Here is an 18886-nt window from a genome sequence, read left to right as displayed (position 1 = left end):
GTTTTCGTACAAATAATCCATTACTTGCGGCAATATTTTTTGTGTAAAATCTAATTGAACAAGTTCTAAATTTTCTTCAGAACAATTTTCAATCGAATTGAAAATTACAGTAGGTTGTGTTTGATCAAACAAATGGAAATTTCTCGGAATAGCTAAGTTTTTGTCAATCGCAATTCTCAACGGATTATTTCCTTCCCATAATCGCGTGTTAAGTTGCGGATTATCAATTAAAGCTGTGTTTTTTCCAACCAAAATAGCTTGTTCTTCTGTTCGCCATTTATGCACTAATTGCTTTGTATATTGGTTTGTAATCCATAATTGTACATCATCACGCCCCATATATCCGTCTTCTGTTTGCGCCCATTTTAAGATAATATATGGACGTTTTTTCTGATGAAAAGTTATAAAACGTTTATTAAGTTTTATACATTCTTTTTCCAAAACGCCTAAAGTTACATCAACACCATTTTTCAGCAAACGCAAATAACCTTGTCCATTTACTTTCGCAAAAGGATCTAGAGTTCCGATTACGACTTTTGGAATCTCTTTTTCTATAATCAAATCCGCACAAGGAGGTGTTTTTCCGTGATGTGAACAAGGTTCTAACGTAACATATAACGTAGATTCCTTTAATAATTCTTGATTTTTAACCGAATTAATTGCGTTCACTTCGGCGTGTGGTCCACCATATTCTGACGTAAAACCTTCGCCTATAATTTTGTTGTTATGTACAATAATAGAACCAACAAACGGATTAGGATATGTTGTTCCTAACCCGTTTGTAGCAATTTGTATACAACGAGCCATATATTGCTCATCGATAGATTGTTGTGTCATGCCTAAAAATTATGCATTAAAATCAATATTGAATAATGTTTTCAGTTTGATTTCTGCTTCAATTAATTTTTTACGTTTATCGTCAATTTGCTTGTAAACATCTTTTAATAAAGGATTGTTCTCATTTGCATTCGAAAAGAAATGTACATTATTATCCAATTGATTAATCTCTTTTTCTAAATCCTCAATTATTTTACGTGTTTTTCTAATCTCATCATCCAATAAATTACCATTATTTCCAGATTTTACTTTATTGACAAATGATTTCAACTTATAATCGTTCAATTGATTTTTAGAAAGATTTAAAGCATCTAATTTTTTGTGGTAAACATCTGTAAATTCTTGATTGATTGAAATTTTTTCTGATGGAACTTTTCCTAAATTTGTCCAATTATGTTGAATTTCTTCTAATTGTTTCAACGCCTCATCTTTGTCTTCAGAAATCGTTTGATTTTTGAAATCGTTTAAGAAAGCTTGTTTCTTTTCGAAATTTAGTTCCAATTTTTGATTCGCTTGTTCGTGACGTTTTTTGTAACGATCAAAGAATTGATTACATGTATCTTTGAATTCTTTCCAGATTTTGTCTGAATTTTTTCTTGGAACATGACCAATTTTTTTCCAATCATTTTGGATTTTTTTAATCACTTGTACAGAAGCATTCCAGTCTGTGCTTTCCGTATGTTGTTTTGCAATTTCTAACAAAGCCAATTTCTTTTCAAGATTCAGTTGTTGCTCTGATTTTAGATTTTTATAGAAATCATTTTTGATGTGATTAAATTGTCTTGTCACTTCTTTGAAAGCTTCCCAAGTTGCAGAATTTTTATCCTTCGGAACACGCCCAATTGTGATAAAGTTCTCACGCAAAGAGTTTATTTCAGAAATAGCTTTTTGCCAATCGCCATGCGATTTTGTTGTTGCTTGCTCAGAAATTTCTTTGATACGAGCAATAATTTGATTCTTCTTTTCTAAATTATCTTTTTGCTCTTGCTTTATTTTTTCATTCAATTCACCTTTACGGTCATGAATTTTATTTGTTAATTCTTTGAATTTTTGCCACGTTGGTTCGCGCAAATCTTCTTGTACAGGAACGGCTTCTTCTTTCCATAAACGATGCAAATATTGCAATTCATTCAAGGCTTTTTGCACGTTTTGCTCTCCAATTAATTCTTCCGCACGTTTGATAATCGATTGACGAACTTCAAGATTATGTGCATAATCCAATGTTTGCAATTCCTTATTCATATCCAAATATGTGTAGAAATTATCTAAGTGGAAAAAATAATTTTTGAATACATTTTCAGCATTTTTGCTCGGAATTCTTCCTGCATTGTGCCAACGAGTTTTTAACTCACGAAATTTCTTGAACATTGCCGCCGAAGAATCGCTTGGTTCTTGATACAAGGCTTTCAATTCGTCAATAATTTCTAAACGTTCTTTTAAATTATCAGATTCCTTTTTTTCGTTTTCTTTATGAAAAACTGCTAATTGATTTTTGAAATCGTTGTAAACAGCATTAAATTTTGCTCTAAAAGATGTTTCGTATTTAAAATCTAATTCATCACCACCTTCACTTAAGAAAGTTTCTTTTTTCGTAGCTTCATCTTCTTCTAATTTAGCTTTGAATGCATCACGAATTTGATTAAAATGCTCGCGAATCTCCTGAACATCATATTTACTCAATAGATTTTTTGCTTCGTTAATCAAAACATCAAAACTAAATGTTTCGTAATCTTTGAACGAAATATCGCTTATTTTTTCTTGGTTCGTTAACTCTTCCGTTTTGTAAGATTCCGTGTTAGAGTCGTTTGTAGTTGCAGGTTTGGGTAGTTGTTCTCCGTCTGCATTTTGCAGGTTATCCATTTCAGTATTCATAAGAAATTAAGTTTTGTTTCTCAAATCTAATAAAATTTGAGGACAATATCAAGTCTATTTTGTACGATTATTCCAAATTTTCCAAGCTTTTTCGGCTTGTAAAACTAACATTTCGTGACCATTTTTTATTTTGGCTCCGTTTTGTTGACCATTTTCTAAAAATTTTGTCAATGGTGGATTGTAAATTAAATCGTACAATAAATGATTTTCGTTGATAAATTGGTAGGGTAGAAGTGGAGCGATTTCAATAGTTGGAAAAGTACCAACTGGCGAACAATTCACAATAATTTGATGATTATGAATGATTTCTTTATTTAATTCATCATAAGAATAATGATTTTCGTTTTTTGTTCTCGAAACAATTTTATAGTCAATTTTCAATAAATCAAGAATATAAAAAACCGCTTTTGCAGCGCCTCCATTTCCTAAAACCAACGCTTTTTTGTGATGAGGTTCTAAAAGAGGTTCTATCGAATGATGAAAACCGTAACAATCTGTATTATGTCCGATTCGTTTTCCATCTTTTATTAAAACGGTATTTACCGCACCAATTGCTTTGGCTTCTGGCGATAATTCGTCCAAAAATGGAATGATTTCTTGTTTGTAAGGAATTGTGACGTTAAAGCCCACTAAACCTTCGATTTCGAATACTTTTTCTACTTCATCGATTTGCTGTAAATCAAAAACATTGTAGACAGCGTCTACAATGTTCTCGTTTTTAAATTTTTCAGCAAAATAAGATTTAGAAAATGAATAAGAAATATTTCTTCCGATTAATCCAAATTGTCTCATTCTTCTGTTTTATTTTTATTGAATTGAGCTTTCACGATTCGGATAATCAACGGCATATTCGCTAATAATATAATTCCGAAAATGAATTTCTCTAAATTATTTTTTACAATGTCAAACTGACCTAATGTGTGTCCCAAAAGCGAAATAACGCCAACCCAAAGTACCGCTCCTATAAAACTATAGGTAATAAATGTGCGATAATTAAGGTTTGTAACACCACAAATAAATGGAATTATAGTACGAACAACAGGCATAAAACGAGCAATAATAATTGCTTTTTTACCATTTTCGTTAAAAAATTCTGTTGCTTTTTCGATATGTTTCTTTTTAAGAAACCATGAGTCTTTTCGTCCTAAAATCCAACCGCCAAATTTTCGTCCAACATAATAATTTACGTTATCACCAAGAATTGCTGCAACCATCAGTAATGGAATAATATATTCGATATGCAAATGGTTTTGTTCATCGCTTGCTGCAATCATTCCAATCGAAAAGATTAGTGCATCTCCAGGTAAAAAAGGCATTAAAAATGACATGATAATTAAACCAGTTTCGGCGAAAATTATCAGGAATAAAATAACATATATCCAATAACCGTAATTATTGATAATGTCCATTAATACCTTGTCTGGGCGTTGAACAAAATTGGTGATAAACTCAATAATAGATTGCATTTTTTATTTTTTAAGCTCTAATTATATCAGCTCCAATAGCACGTAAACGTACATCGATATCTTCGTAACCACGGTCAATTTGATCGATATTATGAATAACAGTTTTTCCTTTCGCAGAAAGTGCAGCAATTAATAAAGACATACCGGCACGAATATCTGGCGAAGTTAATTCGGCTCCTTTCAACGGAGTTTCGTGATTAAGACCAATTACTGTTGCACGGTGCGGATCACATAAAATAATTTGGGCACCCATATCGATTAATTTATCCACGAAGAATAAACGAGATTCAAACATTTTTTGGTGAATCAAAACACTTCCTTTTGCCTGTGTTGCAACTACCAAAATAATTGACAATAAATCTGGTGTAAATCCTGGCCAAGGAGCATCAGAAATAGTTAAAATAGAACCGTCAATAAAACGCTCGATTTCGTAATGTTCTTGAGCTGGAATATAAATATCGTCATCGCGTCGTTCTAATTTGATTCCTAATTTTCTGAAAACATCTGGAATAACACCTAAATTTTCCCAAGAAACATTTTTGATTGTTAATTCAGATTTTGTCATTGCAGCTAAACCAATCCAAGATCCAATTTCAATCATATCTGGTAAACATGTATGTTCAGTTCCTCCTAATTTCTCAACTCCTTCAATCGTTAAAAGATTCGAAGAAATTCCAGAAATTTTAGCACCCATTCTGTTCAACATTTTACACAATTGTTGAATGTAAGGCTCACATGCAGCGTTGTAAATAGTTGTTGTTCCTTTCGCTAAAACTGCAGCCATAATAATATTTGCAGTTCCTGTTACAGATGCTTCTTCTAATAACATATAAGAACCTTGCAATCCGTTTTCGTCGACTTCTACACCGTAAAAATCTTCGTCAGGATTAAAACGATATTTAGCTCCTAAAGCAAAGAAACCTTCGAAGTGCGTATCTAAACGACGACGTCCAATTTTATCTCCTCCTGGTTTTGGCATAAAAGCTTCTCCGAAACGAGCTAAAAGTGGACCCATTAACATGATTGATCCACGTAATGCAGCACCATCTTTGCGAAATTGTTTTCCTTTTAAATAATCTAATCGTAATTCGTCAGCTTGAAAAGTGAAATCTCCTTTTCCATTTTTTTGTGTTTTTACGCCTAAATCACCCAAAATTTCAATCAAACGATTGACATCTCGGATATCTGGAATATTTTTAACACGAACTTGTTCATTGGTTAATAAAACCGCACATAAAATTTGTAGTACTTCATTTTTAGCACCTTGCGGAGTAATTTCTCCTTTCAAAGGTTTCCCTCCCTTTATTTGAAATGTAGCCATTTAGTTGTATTAAATAGTTTTGATTTAACCTTTATTGTTTCGAACGTTTTGGTTTCGATTGTTGTTATTTTGATTATTTCGGTTATTGTTGTTTTGACGATTATTCGAATTTTGGTTATTATTTCGATTGTTGTTATTTTGATGATTACGATTATTGTTTTGGTAATTTCTATTGTTTTGATTGTTGTTTGAATGATTATTATTCGAATTCAAACGATCAGGTGAAACCAAGTGATCATCAACTTTTCTCAAATCAATTTTACCATCAGATAATTCGTACAAATGATTAAAAATAACTTGGTCATCAACTGTATCTTTATTCCAAAGTAAATAACATTTTTTCATGTGATTGGCAATCGCAAAGTACAAACCTTCGCGTTTTTCGCCTTCTTCCCACGTTACAGCAACATCAATCATTTTACGAATATTATTTCCGTAATATCTGTATTTATAGATGCTTTTTGGATATTCTACTTTATTTGGTTTACTATTTACCGTATCTTTTTTCGTCGGAATTGGATAAGGAGATTTTACATCCAAATCAAATTCTGCCATAATAAAAAGTTGATCCCAAAGTTTATGTTGAAAATCTGGTACATCGCGCAAGTGAGGATTTAATTCTCCCATTACTTCAATTATAATTTCGGCAAATCCGTTGCGTTCTGTTTCGTCTGTTATTGTTTTACAATGATTTACCATTTCTTGAATATGACGACCATATTCTGGAATAATCAATTGCGAACGAAGTGTATTATATTCCATTAAATTTTCTAATGTATTGGTTACAAATTTACAAAATTCTATCCGATTATTTGGGTAGAAAAGGTGTATTGATTGCTAATTTTTTATTAAATTTTATTCCTTAAAAAACGATTATAGTCGGAAGAAGATAAGCCGTAAAACAAGATTTTGTCTATTTAATTCAAAACAGTTAAAAATCTTTATCACCAAGGAAAATTAAGTTAAAACCTTTTGGTTGTCAACAAATATAGTATTTTCTTTTAATAAAAAGTAAATTTGGGTTTTTGTTTGAATGATTTAAATGAATATATTTTTAATTTAAACTTTATCCTCAAATTACACGCATTCAACGTATCTTTAGGGCAATTAAACAATAAATTATGAAAATAAAGTCGATAATAGCACTTTTTTTTCTCGCTACCACTTTTACTTTTGCTCAAACAAAACAGATTTTAATTGAAAATGTTAGAATTTTAGATCATCAAACTCAAGCATTAACATCGCCGATGAATGTTTTGGTTTCTGGGCAAAAAATTGAAAAAATTAGTTCTGCAAAAATTTCTTCACCTAATCAAGACGTTGTAAAAATTAATGGAGGAGGAAAAACGTTGATGCCAGGTTTGATAGATGTTCATGTACACATGGTATTTGGTTCATTGACGATGGCGCAAATGATGTCGCCAGATATGTCCGAAGAAATGTTAATGAATAAGGTTGGCGAAGCTTCCCACAAAATGTTGATGCGTGGTTTTACGAGTGTTCGTGATGCTGGTGGGCCAATTTTTCCCTTGAAATTAGCCATCGATAAAGGTAAAGTTGCAGGGCCTAGAATTTGGCCTTCGGGTGCAACGATTAGTCAAACAGCTGGTCACGGAGATTTTAGAACTCCTGATGAACGTTCGCGTCGTTTTTTTGGTAAAGCATCTCGTGCAGAGGAATTAGGAGCTACTTTTATTGCTGATGGAAGAGATGAAGTTTTGACTGCAACAAGAGAGAATTTACGTTTTGGTGCGAGTCAAATCAAATTAATGGCAGGTGGAGGAACGTCTTCTGCTTATGATCCGATTGATGTTACACAATATACTTTTGACGAAATGAAAGCTGCAGTTGATGCTGCTGAAGATTGGGGAACGTATGTAATTCTCCATTATCTTGCGTAACCATCTTTAAAATTTCGGCATTTGTAAACCATTTTTGAAGACGTAATATGTAACTATTTTGATCATCATTCAACTCAGGTTCAAACAAGAAATCCGTTCCCCATGCAAGCTTCACACCAAGTTTTTTTGCTAAAGGCCAAACTTTATCTTGACCATCCAAAACTGGTTTACGTTTTTCTTTTCGCTGCTCGTCCATGTTTTCATTATTATCCATCAAATTTTGAAGGCTTAACCAAACTCCTTTTTTGGCAAGAATTTTTAATGTTTCTTCATCTAACATTTGACCATGCTCAATTGACTTCACTCCTGCTTCCACAGCACGTTGCACAGCTCTCGGCGTATAGGCATGTACCATTGTTGCAATTATCTGGTTTAAGAAGCCCATATCCAGGGAAATTAGGTGTTGTAGAAGAACAAGCTTTAGCAGATTTGATTTTGGTTGATGGAAATCCGTTGAAAGATTTATCATTAATAGCTAATCCTGATAAAAACTTTTTAGTGATTATTAAAGATGGTCAGATTTATAAGAATACAATTAAAACGAAAAAGTAAAATTATCATACATCATAAAAAAACGAGGTTAATTTTTATTTTACCTCGTTTTTTTAGTTATAAAATTAGAAATTTTAGATCTTATTTATCGGCTTGAAATTTGTTGAAAAAGTCAATGATTTATTCATAAAAATGTTGATTTTGAATAAGTAAAACTGTAAATTAATTATTAAATCTTAATAAAAATGTCAATACCAGAGAATATTTATAATAGAGTAATTCTTCCAGAAGATGAGATTATAGCTACTTTACTTATTGTCCATGGTATGCAAGAACATAGTGGGCGATATGAAAATTTTGCAAAGTATTTGGCTGACAAAGGAATTCTAGTTTTGTTATATGATCATTTAGGACATGGACAAACAGCTAAAATAGAAGAAGATTACAGTTTTTTCTGCTTAGACAATCCAAAAGAAAATTTAATAAATACGGCAAAAGAGTTAGCTAATTTGTTAGAGAATAAATACCCTTTATTACCACATTTTATTTTGGGACATTCAATGGGATCGTTTATAACACGTTGCCTACTTCAAGAATATGGAAATCATTTTGATGGTGCTATAATTATGGGAACAGGAGGTAGGATTCCTGGAATTAAATTATTGAGTAGTTTTTTAAGTCTTCTAAATAAATTGATTCCTCATAAAAGAAGTCAATTACTTAATACTATTTTTTTAAAATCGAATAATAAACATTTTCAAAATGAAGAAAATTTTCATGAGACTAATTGGTTTAGTTTAGATGAGTTAAATCGTTTAAATTTTCTGAAAGATCCTCTTTGCGGAATACCTTTCACTGTTAACGGTTTTTATACTTTGATTAATTTAAATATACAAGCAACAAAAAAGAATTGGACAAAAGATATACCGCAATCTTTACCTATTTATTTTGTGAGTGGAGCAGATGATCCAATTGGTGATTTTGGTAAAGGAGTTTTGCAATCGTATAAAGATTTAAAGCAAAATGGATTTCAATATGTAACAATGAAACTATATCCAAACTTGAGACATGAAATATTGAATGAATCTATCAAAGATGAAGTATATCAAGATATTGTAGATTGGTTAACGGTTTTGATAAATCATAAAAAAATAGAGCAAAAAGACGTTTAATAAATCTTTTTGCTCCAAAAAAATTATTCTCCTAAAAGAGCACCAGAAACATTCCAATAACTGAAACTATTTCCTTCTGGTTTTCCTTGCGGAATTTTTACTTGTATACTATGTTTTCCGGCTTTTAAATTGCCCAAATCTATAAAATATGGATTTGTGATTGTTCCAGGGCACCAGTTAGAACGACTATAATCAGATGATGATAAACCATTGTCAAAATTACCAGAAGCAGGATTGTAAGCGCGATACGAACCACAATCTTGTCTCCAAGGAACTATATTAAATACTTTTTGTCCATCAAGAAAAATACTATTTTCTTTCGGAACAAATTCATCACCATTTTCCCAACCGCCATGTCCAGTTGTTGTAAAACGTAATTTAGCATTGTTGTAATCTTCTTTCAACGTGAATTCTACTGTAAAACCATTCGGATTTTCGAACAAAGTAGGGTATTCTTGTCCAGCCATTTCCATCACATTTGCAGTATTGAAAATTGGTAAAACCTTTTTAATTGGCATTGTTGTAGAACCTGATGGATGAACAGAAATATTGGCAGAAATAATATGTCCGCCTTGATCATAATTTCCAATGAAGAAACCAATCAAAACTTCTTGATCAGATAATAAACCTTGAAATTCTGTGATTTCTTGACGATATTTTGCTTCGGTTTCCCATGTTTGATTTTTTAATTGAATATGATTGAATTTTTTAATTCCAAAAGGTGTGAAAAAGCGCATTAATTCAATAGTTGGCGAATAATTTTCTGTCAAAAAATAACCTTGATATTTCTTATTATTTGCAGATGTAAAAATCGGTAATTGATTAATTCCTTTTTGTAAACCATCCATAAATGTAATTTTAGAATCACGGGGAATCAAAAACACAGAACCAGTTCTGTCGTAAGCATCACCATTTGATTGTTGCGAAACATTTAAGAAAACTTGGCTTCCTACTTTAATTTGAGGAATTTTAATTTTTCGAACCACAACAGTTCCATTAGCAAAGCGATAAATTGAATCATTTGACGAAAAATCTTTACTAAAGTTAACTTGTTGATGTGATAAAAGTGGAATATCAACGAATTTACTTTTCCAAATAATGTCTTTATATGTCAATAAATCAACTCTATTTTGATGCAATTCTTTTTGGATAAATTGACTTGGAATCAAATCTTTTTCGCGTTCTATTTTCGAAGCTCGAATCGTTGAATTATTATTTCGTGTAAGTTCTAACACAAAACCTAAATTCATTCCAACCATTGTTGGAGAAGCATTCAATTCCATATTGTCAACAAACCAAACGTCTATTGTATTCGAATTAATATTTGTTGTTGCTTTTTTACAACGTAAACCTAAAATTCGTTTTGTTTCTTTAGAAATTGTAAAAACAGATTTATTGAACGCGACAGAATCATTTGTAATAATAGAATTAGTCGGGTCAAATTGTGTAATCAAGGAAATAATTGATGGGTTTGTTTTGGTATAATAAAACATTTCATCAGGATAATTTGAAGAATTACTAAAACTTTGTTGCTTTCCAATAACGGTTTCTTTTGTATTCGCAATAACTTGTATGGGGTTATTTTCTTCGACTTTCTTTCCATTCGAAAAGCGTTCGTACGTAATTTTGTAGGTTTCCTGTGCATCAAGAACAATAGCCTGAATACAAAAAATGATAAGTAGAATTGATTTCAATTTCATGTGTGATAAATAAAAAAGGTTTACAAACGAATTGTAAACCTATAAAAATATATGATTGTATGAAAAAATATCTTACACAAAAGCATTAATTCCTGTCACATCTGCTCCAGTAATCAATAAATGGACATCATGCGTTCCTTCGTAAGTAATCACTGATTCAAGATTTGCTGCATGTCGCATCATAGGGAAATCGCCTACAATTCCCATTGCACCGATAATTTGACGAGATTCTCGCGCAATATCAATAGCCATTTTTACATTGTTGCGTTTTGCCATAGAAATTTGTTCAGGAGTTGCTTTATTTTCGTTTTTCAACGTTCCTAATCGCCAACATAACAACTGAGCTTTCGTAATTTTTGTAATAAATTCAGCTAATTTTTTCTGTTGCAATTGATAAGAAGCAATCGGTTTTCCAAATTGTGTTCGTTCTAACGAATATTTCAAAGCAGATTCGTAACAATCAATTGCAGCGCCAATTACACCCCAAGAAATTCCGTATCGAGCCGAGTTTAAACAAGATAATGGTCCGCGTAAACTACTTACTTCTGGTAAAATTTGAGAAGCTTCAATCTTGACATTTTCGAAAACTAATTCACCTGTTTTTGAAGCTCTTAATGACCATTTATTCAATGTTTCTGGCGTTGTAAAACCTTGCATACCGCGTTCTACAATAACACCACGAATTTTTCCTTCTTCATCTCTTGCCCAAACAACTGCAATATCACAAATTGGTGAATTTGTAATCCACATTTTTGCTCCATTTAAGATATAATGATCACCATTTTTAGTCAAACGAGTTTCCATTCCGCCAGGATTTGAACCGTGATTTGGTTCAGTTAATCCAAAACTTCCAACGAATTCTCCTGAAGCTAATTTTGGTAAATATTTGCGTTTTTGTTCTTCAGATCCAAAAGAAAAGATTGGATACATCACCAACGAAGATTGTACTGATGCAGCAGAACGAACAGCCGAATCGCCGCGTTCTAATTCTTGCATGATTAATCCATACGACATTTGGTCCAATCCTGCACCTCCATATTCTTCAGGAATATAAGGTCCTAAAGCACCAATTGCGCCTAATTTTTTCATTAAATCTGGAATATCTTTATGATGTTGCGCAGCATCATCTATCACAGGTTTTATTTCGTTGTCCACAAAATCTCGAACAGATTGACGAATTAATTTGTGTTCTTCTGTCAATAAATCATCAATCTTAAAATAATCTGTAGTTGAATTCATTTTATGCGGTTTTATTTTATTAAATCTAACGATTATTCACTAAATTAAAAATTATTCTGAATAATATTTATTAAAAATTTTAATTTATGAAACTTTTGACTAATTTAGGTAAAAGTTAAAAACACAAAATAACACAAAAAAATGATAGAAAACGAATTAAAAGAATTAGGTATTTCTTCCGAAAATCTTGGAACATCAACAGGAAATACTTGGTTTGGAAAAGGTGAAGAGCTTTCTTCTTACTCGCCAGTAGACGGAAAATTGATTGGAAAAGTTAAGTCATCAACAAAAGATGATTATGAAGAAGTGATAAAAAAAGCACAAGTTGCTTTCAAAGAATGGCGAATGATTCCTGCTCCGAAACGAGGAGAAATTGTGCGTCAATTCGGAGAGAAACTTCGTGAGAAAAAGGCTTCCTTGGGAAAATTGGTTTCGTATGAGATGGGAAAATCTTATCAAGAAGGTTTGGGTGAAGTGCAAGAAATGATTGATATCTGTGATTTTGCTGTTGGATTATCGCGTCAATTATATGGTTCGACAATACATTCGGAAAGACCTTTGCATCGCATGTACGATCAATATCATCCGCTTGGAATTGTAGGCGTGATTTCTGCGTTCAATTTTCCAGTTGCAGTTTGGTCTTGGAATACATGTTTAGCGATGGTTTGCGGTGATGTTGTAGTTTGGAAACCAAGTGAAAAAACACCTTTGTGTGCGGTTGCGTGTCAACATATTTTAGCAGAAGTTTTAAAAGCAAATAATATTTCAGAAGGCGTTTCTTCTTTGGTAATGGGCGATAAAACAATCGGTGAATTAATTGCGCAAGATGCTCGTGTGGCTTTGGTTTCTGCAACAGGTTCTACGCGAATGGGAATTGAAGTGAATAAAGTTGTTGCTGCTCGTTTGGGTAAAACAATTTTAGAATTAGGTGGAAATAATGCGATTATTGTTACGCCAGATGCTGATTTAAAAGTTATGCTAACTTCGGCTGTTTTTGGGGCAGTTGGTACGGCTGGACAGCGTTGTACAACAACAAGACGTTTGATTGTTCACGAGTCGATTTATGATAAAGTAAAAGAATCGTTGGTAAATGCTTACAAACAAATAAAAATAGGTAATCCGTTGGATACAGCAAATCATGTTGGTCCATTGATCGATAAACATGCGGTTGAAATGTATTCAAATGCTTTAGAAAAAATCAATCAAGAAGGAGGAAAGATTATCGTTGAAGGTGGCGTTTTAGAAGGAAATGGCTTTGAAAGCGGTTGTTATGTAAAACCTGTAATTGCTGAGGTTGAGAATCATTATAAAATTGTTCAGCACGAAACTTTTGCTCCAATTTTATATTTAATCAAATATTCTGGAGATGTGTTAAATGCTATCGAAATTCAGAATAATGTAGCGCAAGGTTTATCGTCTTCTATCATGACAAATAATCTTCGCGAAGCTGAATTATTCTTGAGTCAACAAGGTTCTGATTGTGGAATTGCAAATGTAAATATCGGAACTTCTGGTGCTGAAATTGGTGGTGCTTTCGGTGGTGAAAAGGAAACTGGAGGTGGACGTGAGTCGGGTTCGGATGCTTGGAAAGCATATATGCGACGACAAACGAATACAATTAATTATTCGACAGAAGTGCCATTGGCGCAAGGAATTAAGTTTGATTTTTAAAAATTTACAGAGATGAGTACAGTACACGAAAGATTAGCAAAACATATATTGGCAGATGGATATCCGATTGTAATGGATATGGATAAGTCGCATGGTTCCTATGTTGTAGACGAAAATGGCATTGAATATTTAGATTTATTTTCGATGTTTGCTTCGACGGCGATTGGTTATAATCATCCACATTTGATGGCGAAAATTGATTTTTTAGGTCGAAATGCTGTCAATAAACCTGCGATGTCAGACATTTATACAAAAGATTATGCCGATTTAATTGATACATTTGAGCGTGTTGCGATGCCGAAAGAATTGCAATATTTATTCTTTATTTCTGGAGGAACATTGGCAGTAGAAAATGCACTAAAAACGGCTTTTGATTGGAAAACAAGATTAAATTTTTCGAAAGGAATTGAGAAAGAAGCAAGTGATGTCATTCATTTTAAGCAAGCGTTTCATGGACGTTCTGGTTACACATTATCGCTAACGAATACGAAAGATCCTCGTAAATACGAATATTTTCCAAAATTTGATTGGCCAAGAATTGAAAATCCAAAACGAATTTATCCTGTTACGGAAGATAATTTAAGCAAGGTTGTTGAGGCTGAAAAACGAGCGATTGAACAAATAGAAAATGTTTTAGAAACACGCAAAAATAAAGTTGCTTGTATTATTATTGAGCCGATTCAAGGTGAAGGAGGAGATAATTATTTTCGAAAAGAATTCTTTCAGAAATTGAGAGAAATTTGTGATAGAGAAGAGATTTTATTGATTTTTGATGAGGTACAAACAGGAATGGGAATGACTGGTAAAATGTGGGCTTTTCAGCATTATGATGTGATTCCTGATGTGATTTCGTTTGGAAAGAAAACACAAGTTTGTGGAATTTTAGCGAATAAAGAAAAGTTAGATCAAATTCCGAATAATGTTTTCAAGGAATCAAGCCGTATTAATTCGACTTTTGGTGGGAATTATATCGATATGTTGCGTTTCAAATTAATTTTAGAAGTGATCGAACAAGAAAAATTAGTAGAAAATGCGGCAGAAAAAGGTAAATATATTTTATCAAAATTGAATGAAATAGCAAAAGAGACGAAGAAAATTCATTCGGTTCGTGGATTAGGATTGTTCATTGCGTTTGATTTTTCATCAGATTTGGATCGTTCAGAGTTCATCAAAACATGTTTCGAAAATCACATGATTATTCTTCCTTGTGGTGAAAACTCTGTGCGAATGCGCCCTCATCTCAATATTTCTGAAGAAGATACCAATAAAGCAATAGAAATTATTAAATTAGCGTTAAAATAAACAGCAAAAGCAACCAAGCAAAGGTTGCTTTTTTAATTTTGTAAAAGATAAAACTAAGGTATGATAGATTCTTTTTTCTTCGATTTTGACGGAACATTACAAGGTTTTGAAAACCATGAAATCAGTGATTCGACAATCGAAGCGTTGAAATTATTAAAACAAAAAAATAAAAAAATATACATCGCAACAGGACGAAATATGGTGGATATGCCCGAACATATTTTTGATTACGGTTTTGATGGTTATATCAATAATAATGGTGGAATGTGCTCGGACGAAAACCGTCAATCATTTTTTGTAGATTATATTAATCCTAATGATATAGAGGCTTTGTTGCAATATGATGATGAAAATCCATTTTCATTTTCGTATATGACGAAAGAAGCGTTTAGTATTAATCGTGTGAATGATAATGTAGAAAAATCGTTTGCATATTTTGGAATGGAAGTTCCAGAAGTGGTTGATCCTCGAACTTTACCGAAAGATAATATCATGCAAATGAACTTTTTTGTAAACGAAGAACAAGAAGATTATTTGATGAAAAATGTGTTGACAAATAGTGTAGGAACACGTTGGATAGAATATTTTGCTGATATAAATCCGAAGGATATTAGTAAAATGCGCGGAATAGAACGAATGGCTGATCGCGATAATTTAGATTTATCTAAAACAATGGCTTTTGGCGATGGAGGTAACGATATTAGTATGTTGAAAGGTTGTAAAATTGGTGTAGCAATGGGCGATGCGAAGGAGAATGTGCGAGAAGCTGCGGATTATTATACAACTTCTGCGGATAATCACGGAATATGGAATGCGCTGAAACACTTTGAGATAATTTAGAAACTTATTTTAATTTATATAGAAAAAATCCAACTTCGGTTGGATTTTTTTCTTTTCCCAATGTTGTGTTAATTATATATTCTATTATTGTAGAATTGAAAAATAAAAATTATTTTAGAGTATTAATTATAAACTACAACATAATGAAACAATTATTATTAGCTGGATTTTTACTTTTTTCGAATTTTGGTTTTGGGCAAGAAAAGCTTATTGTCGATTATAAATACGATATAAAGCATGATGAAGAAAAAATAAAGGAGTTTGAAAGAGAGCAAGCACAAAAAGGAGGAGGTACAATAAAAATTGGAGGGTCTCCAAATATTTATTATCAATTAGAATATAATGATAATCAGTCCATTTACAAAAAAATAGAAACTATCAATAATGATCAAAATGGTAGCTCTATGGGGGCTTTTTCAATTAATATTGGAGGAGAATATAAAGATCTGATTAATGAAATAAGTAAGAAAGCGTTTCGCCAAGAAGTCGTTTTAGATAAACAAAATTTTATTGTGGTTACTCCATATAAAGATTATGAATGGAAAATTACAGATATTGAAGATACGATTTTGGGTCACAAAGTAAAAAAAGCTATTGGTAATGATAAAGGTAAGCAAATAGCAGCTTGGTTTGCGCCAGATATTAAGGTTGATGCAGGACCAAATCAAGTGAATGGATTGCCAGGTTTGATTCTGAAAACGGTGAGCGAAACGGGCGGTAAATTTGGTTCGATTATGACTTATGAAGCGGATAAAATTACCTTAAACCCTAAGAAAATGTCTAAAACTAAACCTTTAAAAGGTGAAGAAATAACACAAGAAGAATTTAAAAAATTGCAAGATGAATCTCGTCAAAAAATGAGAGAATCTTTTTCGATTGGAGTGGACAAAAAATAATTTTGAATGAAATATTTAGTAATTTTCATTAGTTTTTTTTGTAGTTTAGTTCAAGCGCAAGAAGCTCTAGAGATTGTATATGAAGAAGTTTCTATTCCTAGAATTATAGGAAAAGATGGGAAGGAAGAAAAATTGGATGATGATTTTATAAAAGCACTTTCTGTTCCAAAAAATTATGTGCTACAAATAGAAAAAGGAAAAAGTGTTTTTTCCAAGATTGAGAAAATTAATAATTCACAAGGTAACGCATCGGTTACGATGTATGGTATTTTTTCGTATAATTTTGAACAAGATTTCAATCAAAATAAAATGAAACAAGAATGGATGATAGAGAATAAAAAATACCTTGTAACTGATACCATTTCTACACATTATAAATACGAATTAACGCAAGAAAAATCTACTTATTTGGGTTTTGATGTTAAACAAGCAGTTGTAAAATATGATGATAATAATAAATCAATTATTTGGTATGCACCAAGTTTACCCAAACGTTTTGGTCCAAAAGAATTTATTAATCTTCCAGGTTTGGTATTAAAAGTAGAATCTATTCGAAATGGAATTATTGATCCATCTTATTCTTTGAAAGCAACTTCTGTTACAACGAAAGATCATTTAGAATTTAAGAAATTATTCAAGGCAAAGGAAATTTCTAAAGCCGAATTTGAAAAATTGAGAGCTGATTATAACCAACAAAGTTCGAATGAACATCAAGGAGTAGATAAAGAATAACCAAATATAAACTATGAAAAAATTATTATTGATTGTATTAAGCAGCTTGTGTTATTTTGCAAATGCGCAAGATATTTTAGAAGTAGAATATGATGTATATACAGTATATGATGCAAGTAAAACTCAAGGTTCAGTTACAATTGACAATCGAAAATTGAGTAAAGATGAAACGATTAGGTATTTCACTGAACAAATGAAAATTCCTAGACCTTATATATTAATAACGGATAAAACGGCTTCTAATTATAATCAAAAACCAACACTAAATGGTGGAAATTCAATAAGTTATAGTTCGACACAAGGAAATGGATTGTATTACAAAGACTTGCTTGAAAATTATTATATGCACGAATCGGTTGGTTTTGGAATGGATCGAATTATCAAAGATTCTATTCCTAAAATTAATTGGATTATAACACGCGAGAAGAAAAAAGTCTTAGGTTTTGATGTTCGTAAAGCAACCGCAAAAATCAATAAAGAAGAGTTTACAGCTTGGTTTGCTACTTCCTTGTCTTTTCCTTCGGGGCCAGATAAGTATATGGGATTACCTGGTTTGATTTTAGAATTAGAAAGAAAAACGAACGACGATGCTGATATGGTTATTACATACAAAGCAACATCTGTAAAAGAAGCGAAGAAAAATGTAACAATAAATCAACCTAAGAAAGGGAAAATTGTTGATTTCAAAACGTATAAAGCAGAAATGGATGCTTTTTTTAAGAAACAACAAGAAATGAATAGTCAAGGAGTGGATAAAAATTAAGTTTATAGTAAAGTTTGAGAATAGTAAATATGATTAATTTTTCTCTTTTATAATATTGTGTTAAATGTTAGTTCAATTATTAAAGAATTATAAAATTAAAATTATTTTAGAGTATTAATTATCAAACTACAACAAAATGAAACGAATTTTACTTTATGGATGTTTACTTTTTTCTAATATTGGTTTTGCGCAAGAAAACTTAACTGCTTATTACCAATATTCAACATCTTTTAAGGATATGGATGGTGGAGTAAAAATAGTTTATGAACTAAATCAGAAAGGTAGCGAAGCGAATTTTGAAATCAAGAAAAATGATAGATTTTATGATGGTAAGCTCTATCAATATATAAATTATAAAGATAAGATTTCAGAAACTCAACGAAATTATAAAGGTAAAAGAGCTGTAATTTATAAAAATTACAATAAGATTGATTGGGCTTTTAAAGATGAAACAAAAGTTGTTAATAATTGTAATGCGAAACGTGCAGACTATCAATTTGAAGAAGGTAATTTAACACATACGATAGAAGTTTGGTATTGTCCATCTGAAGTTCGTTTTTCTCCAATTGTTGAAGAGGTTAATTTTTTTGATATTCCAGGATATGTAATTTCTTACAAAGAAACACTAAACAATAAAGTGAAAAAGGTTTCAATGATAACTGAATATAATTTATTGGAGTTT

Annotated in this window: 19 protein-coding genes; 10 read left to right on the top strand and 9 right to left on the bottom strand. The window is 31.7% G+C overall.

Going from position 1 to position 18886, the window contains the following annotated elements; all coding sequences use genetic code 11:
* The 6 genes from ribD to B2X73_RS01635 all read right to left on the bottom strand — a co-directional run.
* Positions 1 to 837: bifunctional diaminohydroxyphosphoribosylaminopyrimidine deaminase/5-amino-6-(5-phosphoribosylamino)uracil reductase RibD (ribD, locus tag B2X73_RS01660; protein ID WP_291095579.1), on the bottom strand; the 837-nt coding region annotated here is incomplete at its 3' end.
* A 9-nt stretch (positions 838 to 846) separates the two neighbouring features.
* Positions 847 to 2709, bottom strand: a complete 1863-nt coding sequence (locus B2X73_RS01655; protein ID WP_291095577.1) for a DUF349 domain-containing protein — start codon at positions 2707 to 2709, stop codon at positions 847 to 849.
* Positions 2710 to 2763: 54 nt separating this feature from the next.
* Positions 2764 to 3501: a shikimate dehydrogenase family protein gene (locus B2X73_RS01650; RefSeq protein ID WP_291095575.1), complete on the bottom strand. Its 738-nt coding sequence runs from the start codon at positions 3499 to 3501 to the stop codon at positions 2764 to 2766.
* On the bottom strand, positions 3498 to 4175 hold the full coding sequence (locus tag B2X73_RS01645) for a DedA family protein (protein ID WP_286485414.1): 678 nt from the start codon (positions 4173 to 4175) through the stop codon (positions 3498 to 3500). Before B2X73_RS01645 ends, B2X73_RS01650 begins: the two co-directional genes overlap by 4 nt.
* Before the next feature lie 10 nt (positions 4176 to 4185).
* Entirely contained in the window at positions 4186 to 5496 is a 1311-nt protein-coding gene (gene murA / locus B2X73_RS01640) for a UDP-N-acetylglucosamine 1-carboxyvinyltransferase (protein WP_286485412.1), read from the bottom strand.
* Between the two features lie 24 nt (positions 5497 to 5520).
* The gene (locus tag B2X73_RS01635; RefSeq protein ID WP_286511761.1) at positions 5521 to 6258 is read right to left on the bottom strand and encodes a DUF4290 domain-containing protein; all 738 of its coding nucleotides are present in this window, start codon (positions 6256 to 6258) and stop codon (positions 5521 to 5523) included.
* A 359-nt stretch (positions 6259 to 6617) separates the two neighbouring features.
* Here B2X73_RS01635 and B2X73_RS01630 point away from each other — a divergent pair, with 359 nt between their 5' ends.
* On the top strand, positions 6618 to 7397 hold the full coding sequence (locus B2X73_RS01630) for an amidohydrolase family protein (protein WP_286495760.1): 780 nt from the start codon (positions 6618 to 6620) through the stop codon (positions 7395 to 7397).
* On the opposite strand, the gene B2X73_RS01625 is transcribed toward B2X73_RS01630, so the two are convergent.
* Positions 7309 to 7752 (bottom strand): hypothetical protein, encoded by a 444-nt coding sequence (locus B2X73_RS01625; protein ID WP_286495761.1) that lies wholly within the window; start codon positions 7750 to 7752, stop codon positions 7309 to 7311. The genes B2X73_RS01630 and B2X73_RS01625 overlap by 89 nt on opposite strands.
* Here B2X73_RS01625 and B2X73_RS01620 point away from each other — a divergent pair.
* Positions 7752 to 7949, top strand: a complete 198-nt coding sequence (locus B2X73_RS01620) for a hypothetical protein (RefSeq protein ID WP_286495762.1) — start codon at positions 7752 to 7754, stop codon at positions 7947 to 7949. The two genes, B2X73_RS01625 and B2X73_RS01620, sit on opposite strands and share 1 nt — an antisense overlap.
* A gap of 185 nt (positions 7950 to 8134) precedes the next feature.
* Positions 8135 to 9061 (top strand): alpha/beta fold hydrolase, encoded by a 927-nt coding sequence (locus B2X73_RS01615; RefSeq protein WP_286495763.1) that lies wholly within the window; start codon positions 8135 to 8137, stop codon positions 9059 to 9061.
* 23 nt (positions 9062 to 9084) lie between these two features.
* Here B2X73_RS01615 and B2X73_RS01610 read toward each other — a convergent pair whose 3' ends face one another.
* Positions 9085 to 10761: a PNGase F N-terminal domain-containing protein gene (locus B2X73_RS01610; protein ID WP_286495764.1), complete on the bottom strand. Its 1677-nt coding sequence runs from the start codon at positions 10759 to 10761 to the stop codon at positions 9085 to 9087.
* Between the two features lie 72 nt (positions 10762 to 10833).
* Positions 10834 to 12000, bottom strand: coding sequence for an acyl-CoA dehydrogenase family protein (locus tag B2X73_RS01605; RefSeq protein ID WP_291095572.1), 1167 nt, complete (start codon positions 11998 to 12000; stop codon positions 10834 to 10836).
* A gap of 141 nt (positions 12001 to 12141) precedes the next feature.
* Between B2X73_RS01605 and B2X73_RS01600 the strand changes: the two genes are divergently transcribed.
* From B2X73_RS01600 to B2X73_RS01570, 7 genes are all read left to right on the top strand, one after another.
* Positions 12142 to 13671: an aldehyde dehydrogenase family protein gene (locus B2X73_RS01600; RefSeq protein ID WP_286495765.1), complete on the top strand. Its 1530-nt coding sequence runs from the start codon at positions 12142 to 12144 to the stop codon at positions 13669 to 13671.
* Positions 13672 to 13683: 12 nt separating this feature from the next.
* Positions 13684 to 14973 (top strand): L-lysine 6-transaminase, encoded by a 1290-nt coding sequence (gene lat, locus B2X73_RS01595; protein ID WP_286495766.1) that lies wholly within the window; start codon positions 13684 to 13686, stop codon positions 14971 to 14973.
* A 60-nt stretch (positions 14974 to 15033) separates the two neighbouring features.
* Entirely contained in the window at positions 15034 to 15813 is a 780-nt protein-coding gene (locus B2X73_RS01590) for an HAD family hydrolase (protein WP_286495767.1), read from the top strand.
* Positions 15814 to 15908: 95 nt separating this feature from the next.
* Entirely contained in the window at positions 15909 to 16709 is an 801-nt protein-coding gene (locus tag B2X73_RS01585) for a GLPGLI family protein (RefSeq protein ID WP_291060689.1), read from the top strand.
* A 6-nt stretch (positions 16710 to 16715) separates the two neighbouring features.
* Positions 16716 to 17441 carry a GLPGLI family protein gene (locus tag B2X73_RS01580; RefSeq protein ID WP_286495768.1) on the top strand — a complete coding sequence of 242 codons (726 nt, stop codon included), beginning with the start codon at positions 16716 to 16718 and terminating at the stop codon, positions 17439 to 17441.
* Between the two features lie 13 nt (positions 17442 to 17454).
* The gene (locus tag B2X73_RS01575; protein WP_286495769.1) at positions 17455 to 18204 is read left to right on the top strand and encodes a GLPGLI family protein; all 750 of its coding nucleotides are present in this window, start codon (positions 17455 to 17457) and stop codon (positions 18202 to 18204) included.
* A gap of 136 nt (positions 18205 to 18340) precedes the next feature.
* The coding region (locus B2X73_RS01570; RefSeq protein ID WP_291072202.1) for a hypothetical protein at positions 18341 to 18886 on the top strand (546 nt) is incomplete at its 3' end.

This window comes from Empedobacter sp. UBA7252 (genome assembly GCF_002472765.1).
Taxonomy (GTDB): Bacteria; Bacteroidota; Bacteroidia; order Flavobacteriales; family Weeksellaceae; genus Empedobacter; species Empedobacter falsenii_B.
The sequence above is the reverse complement of the archived record's forward strand: the minus strand, read 5'-3'. Positions and strand labels throughout refer to the sequence as shown.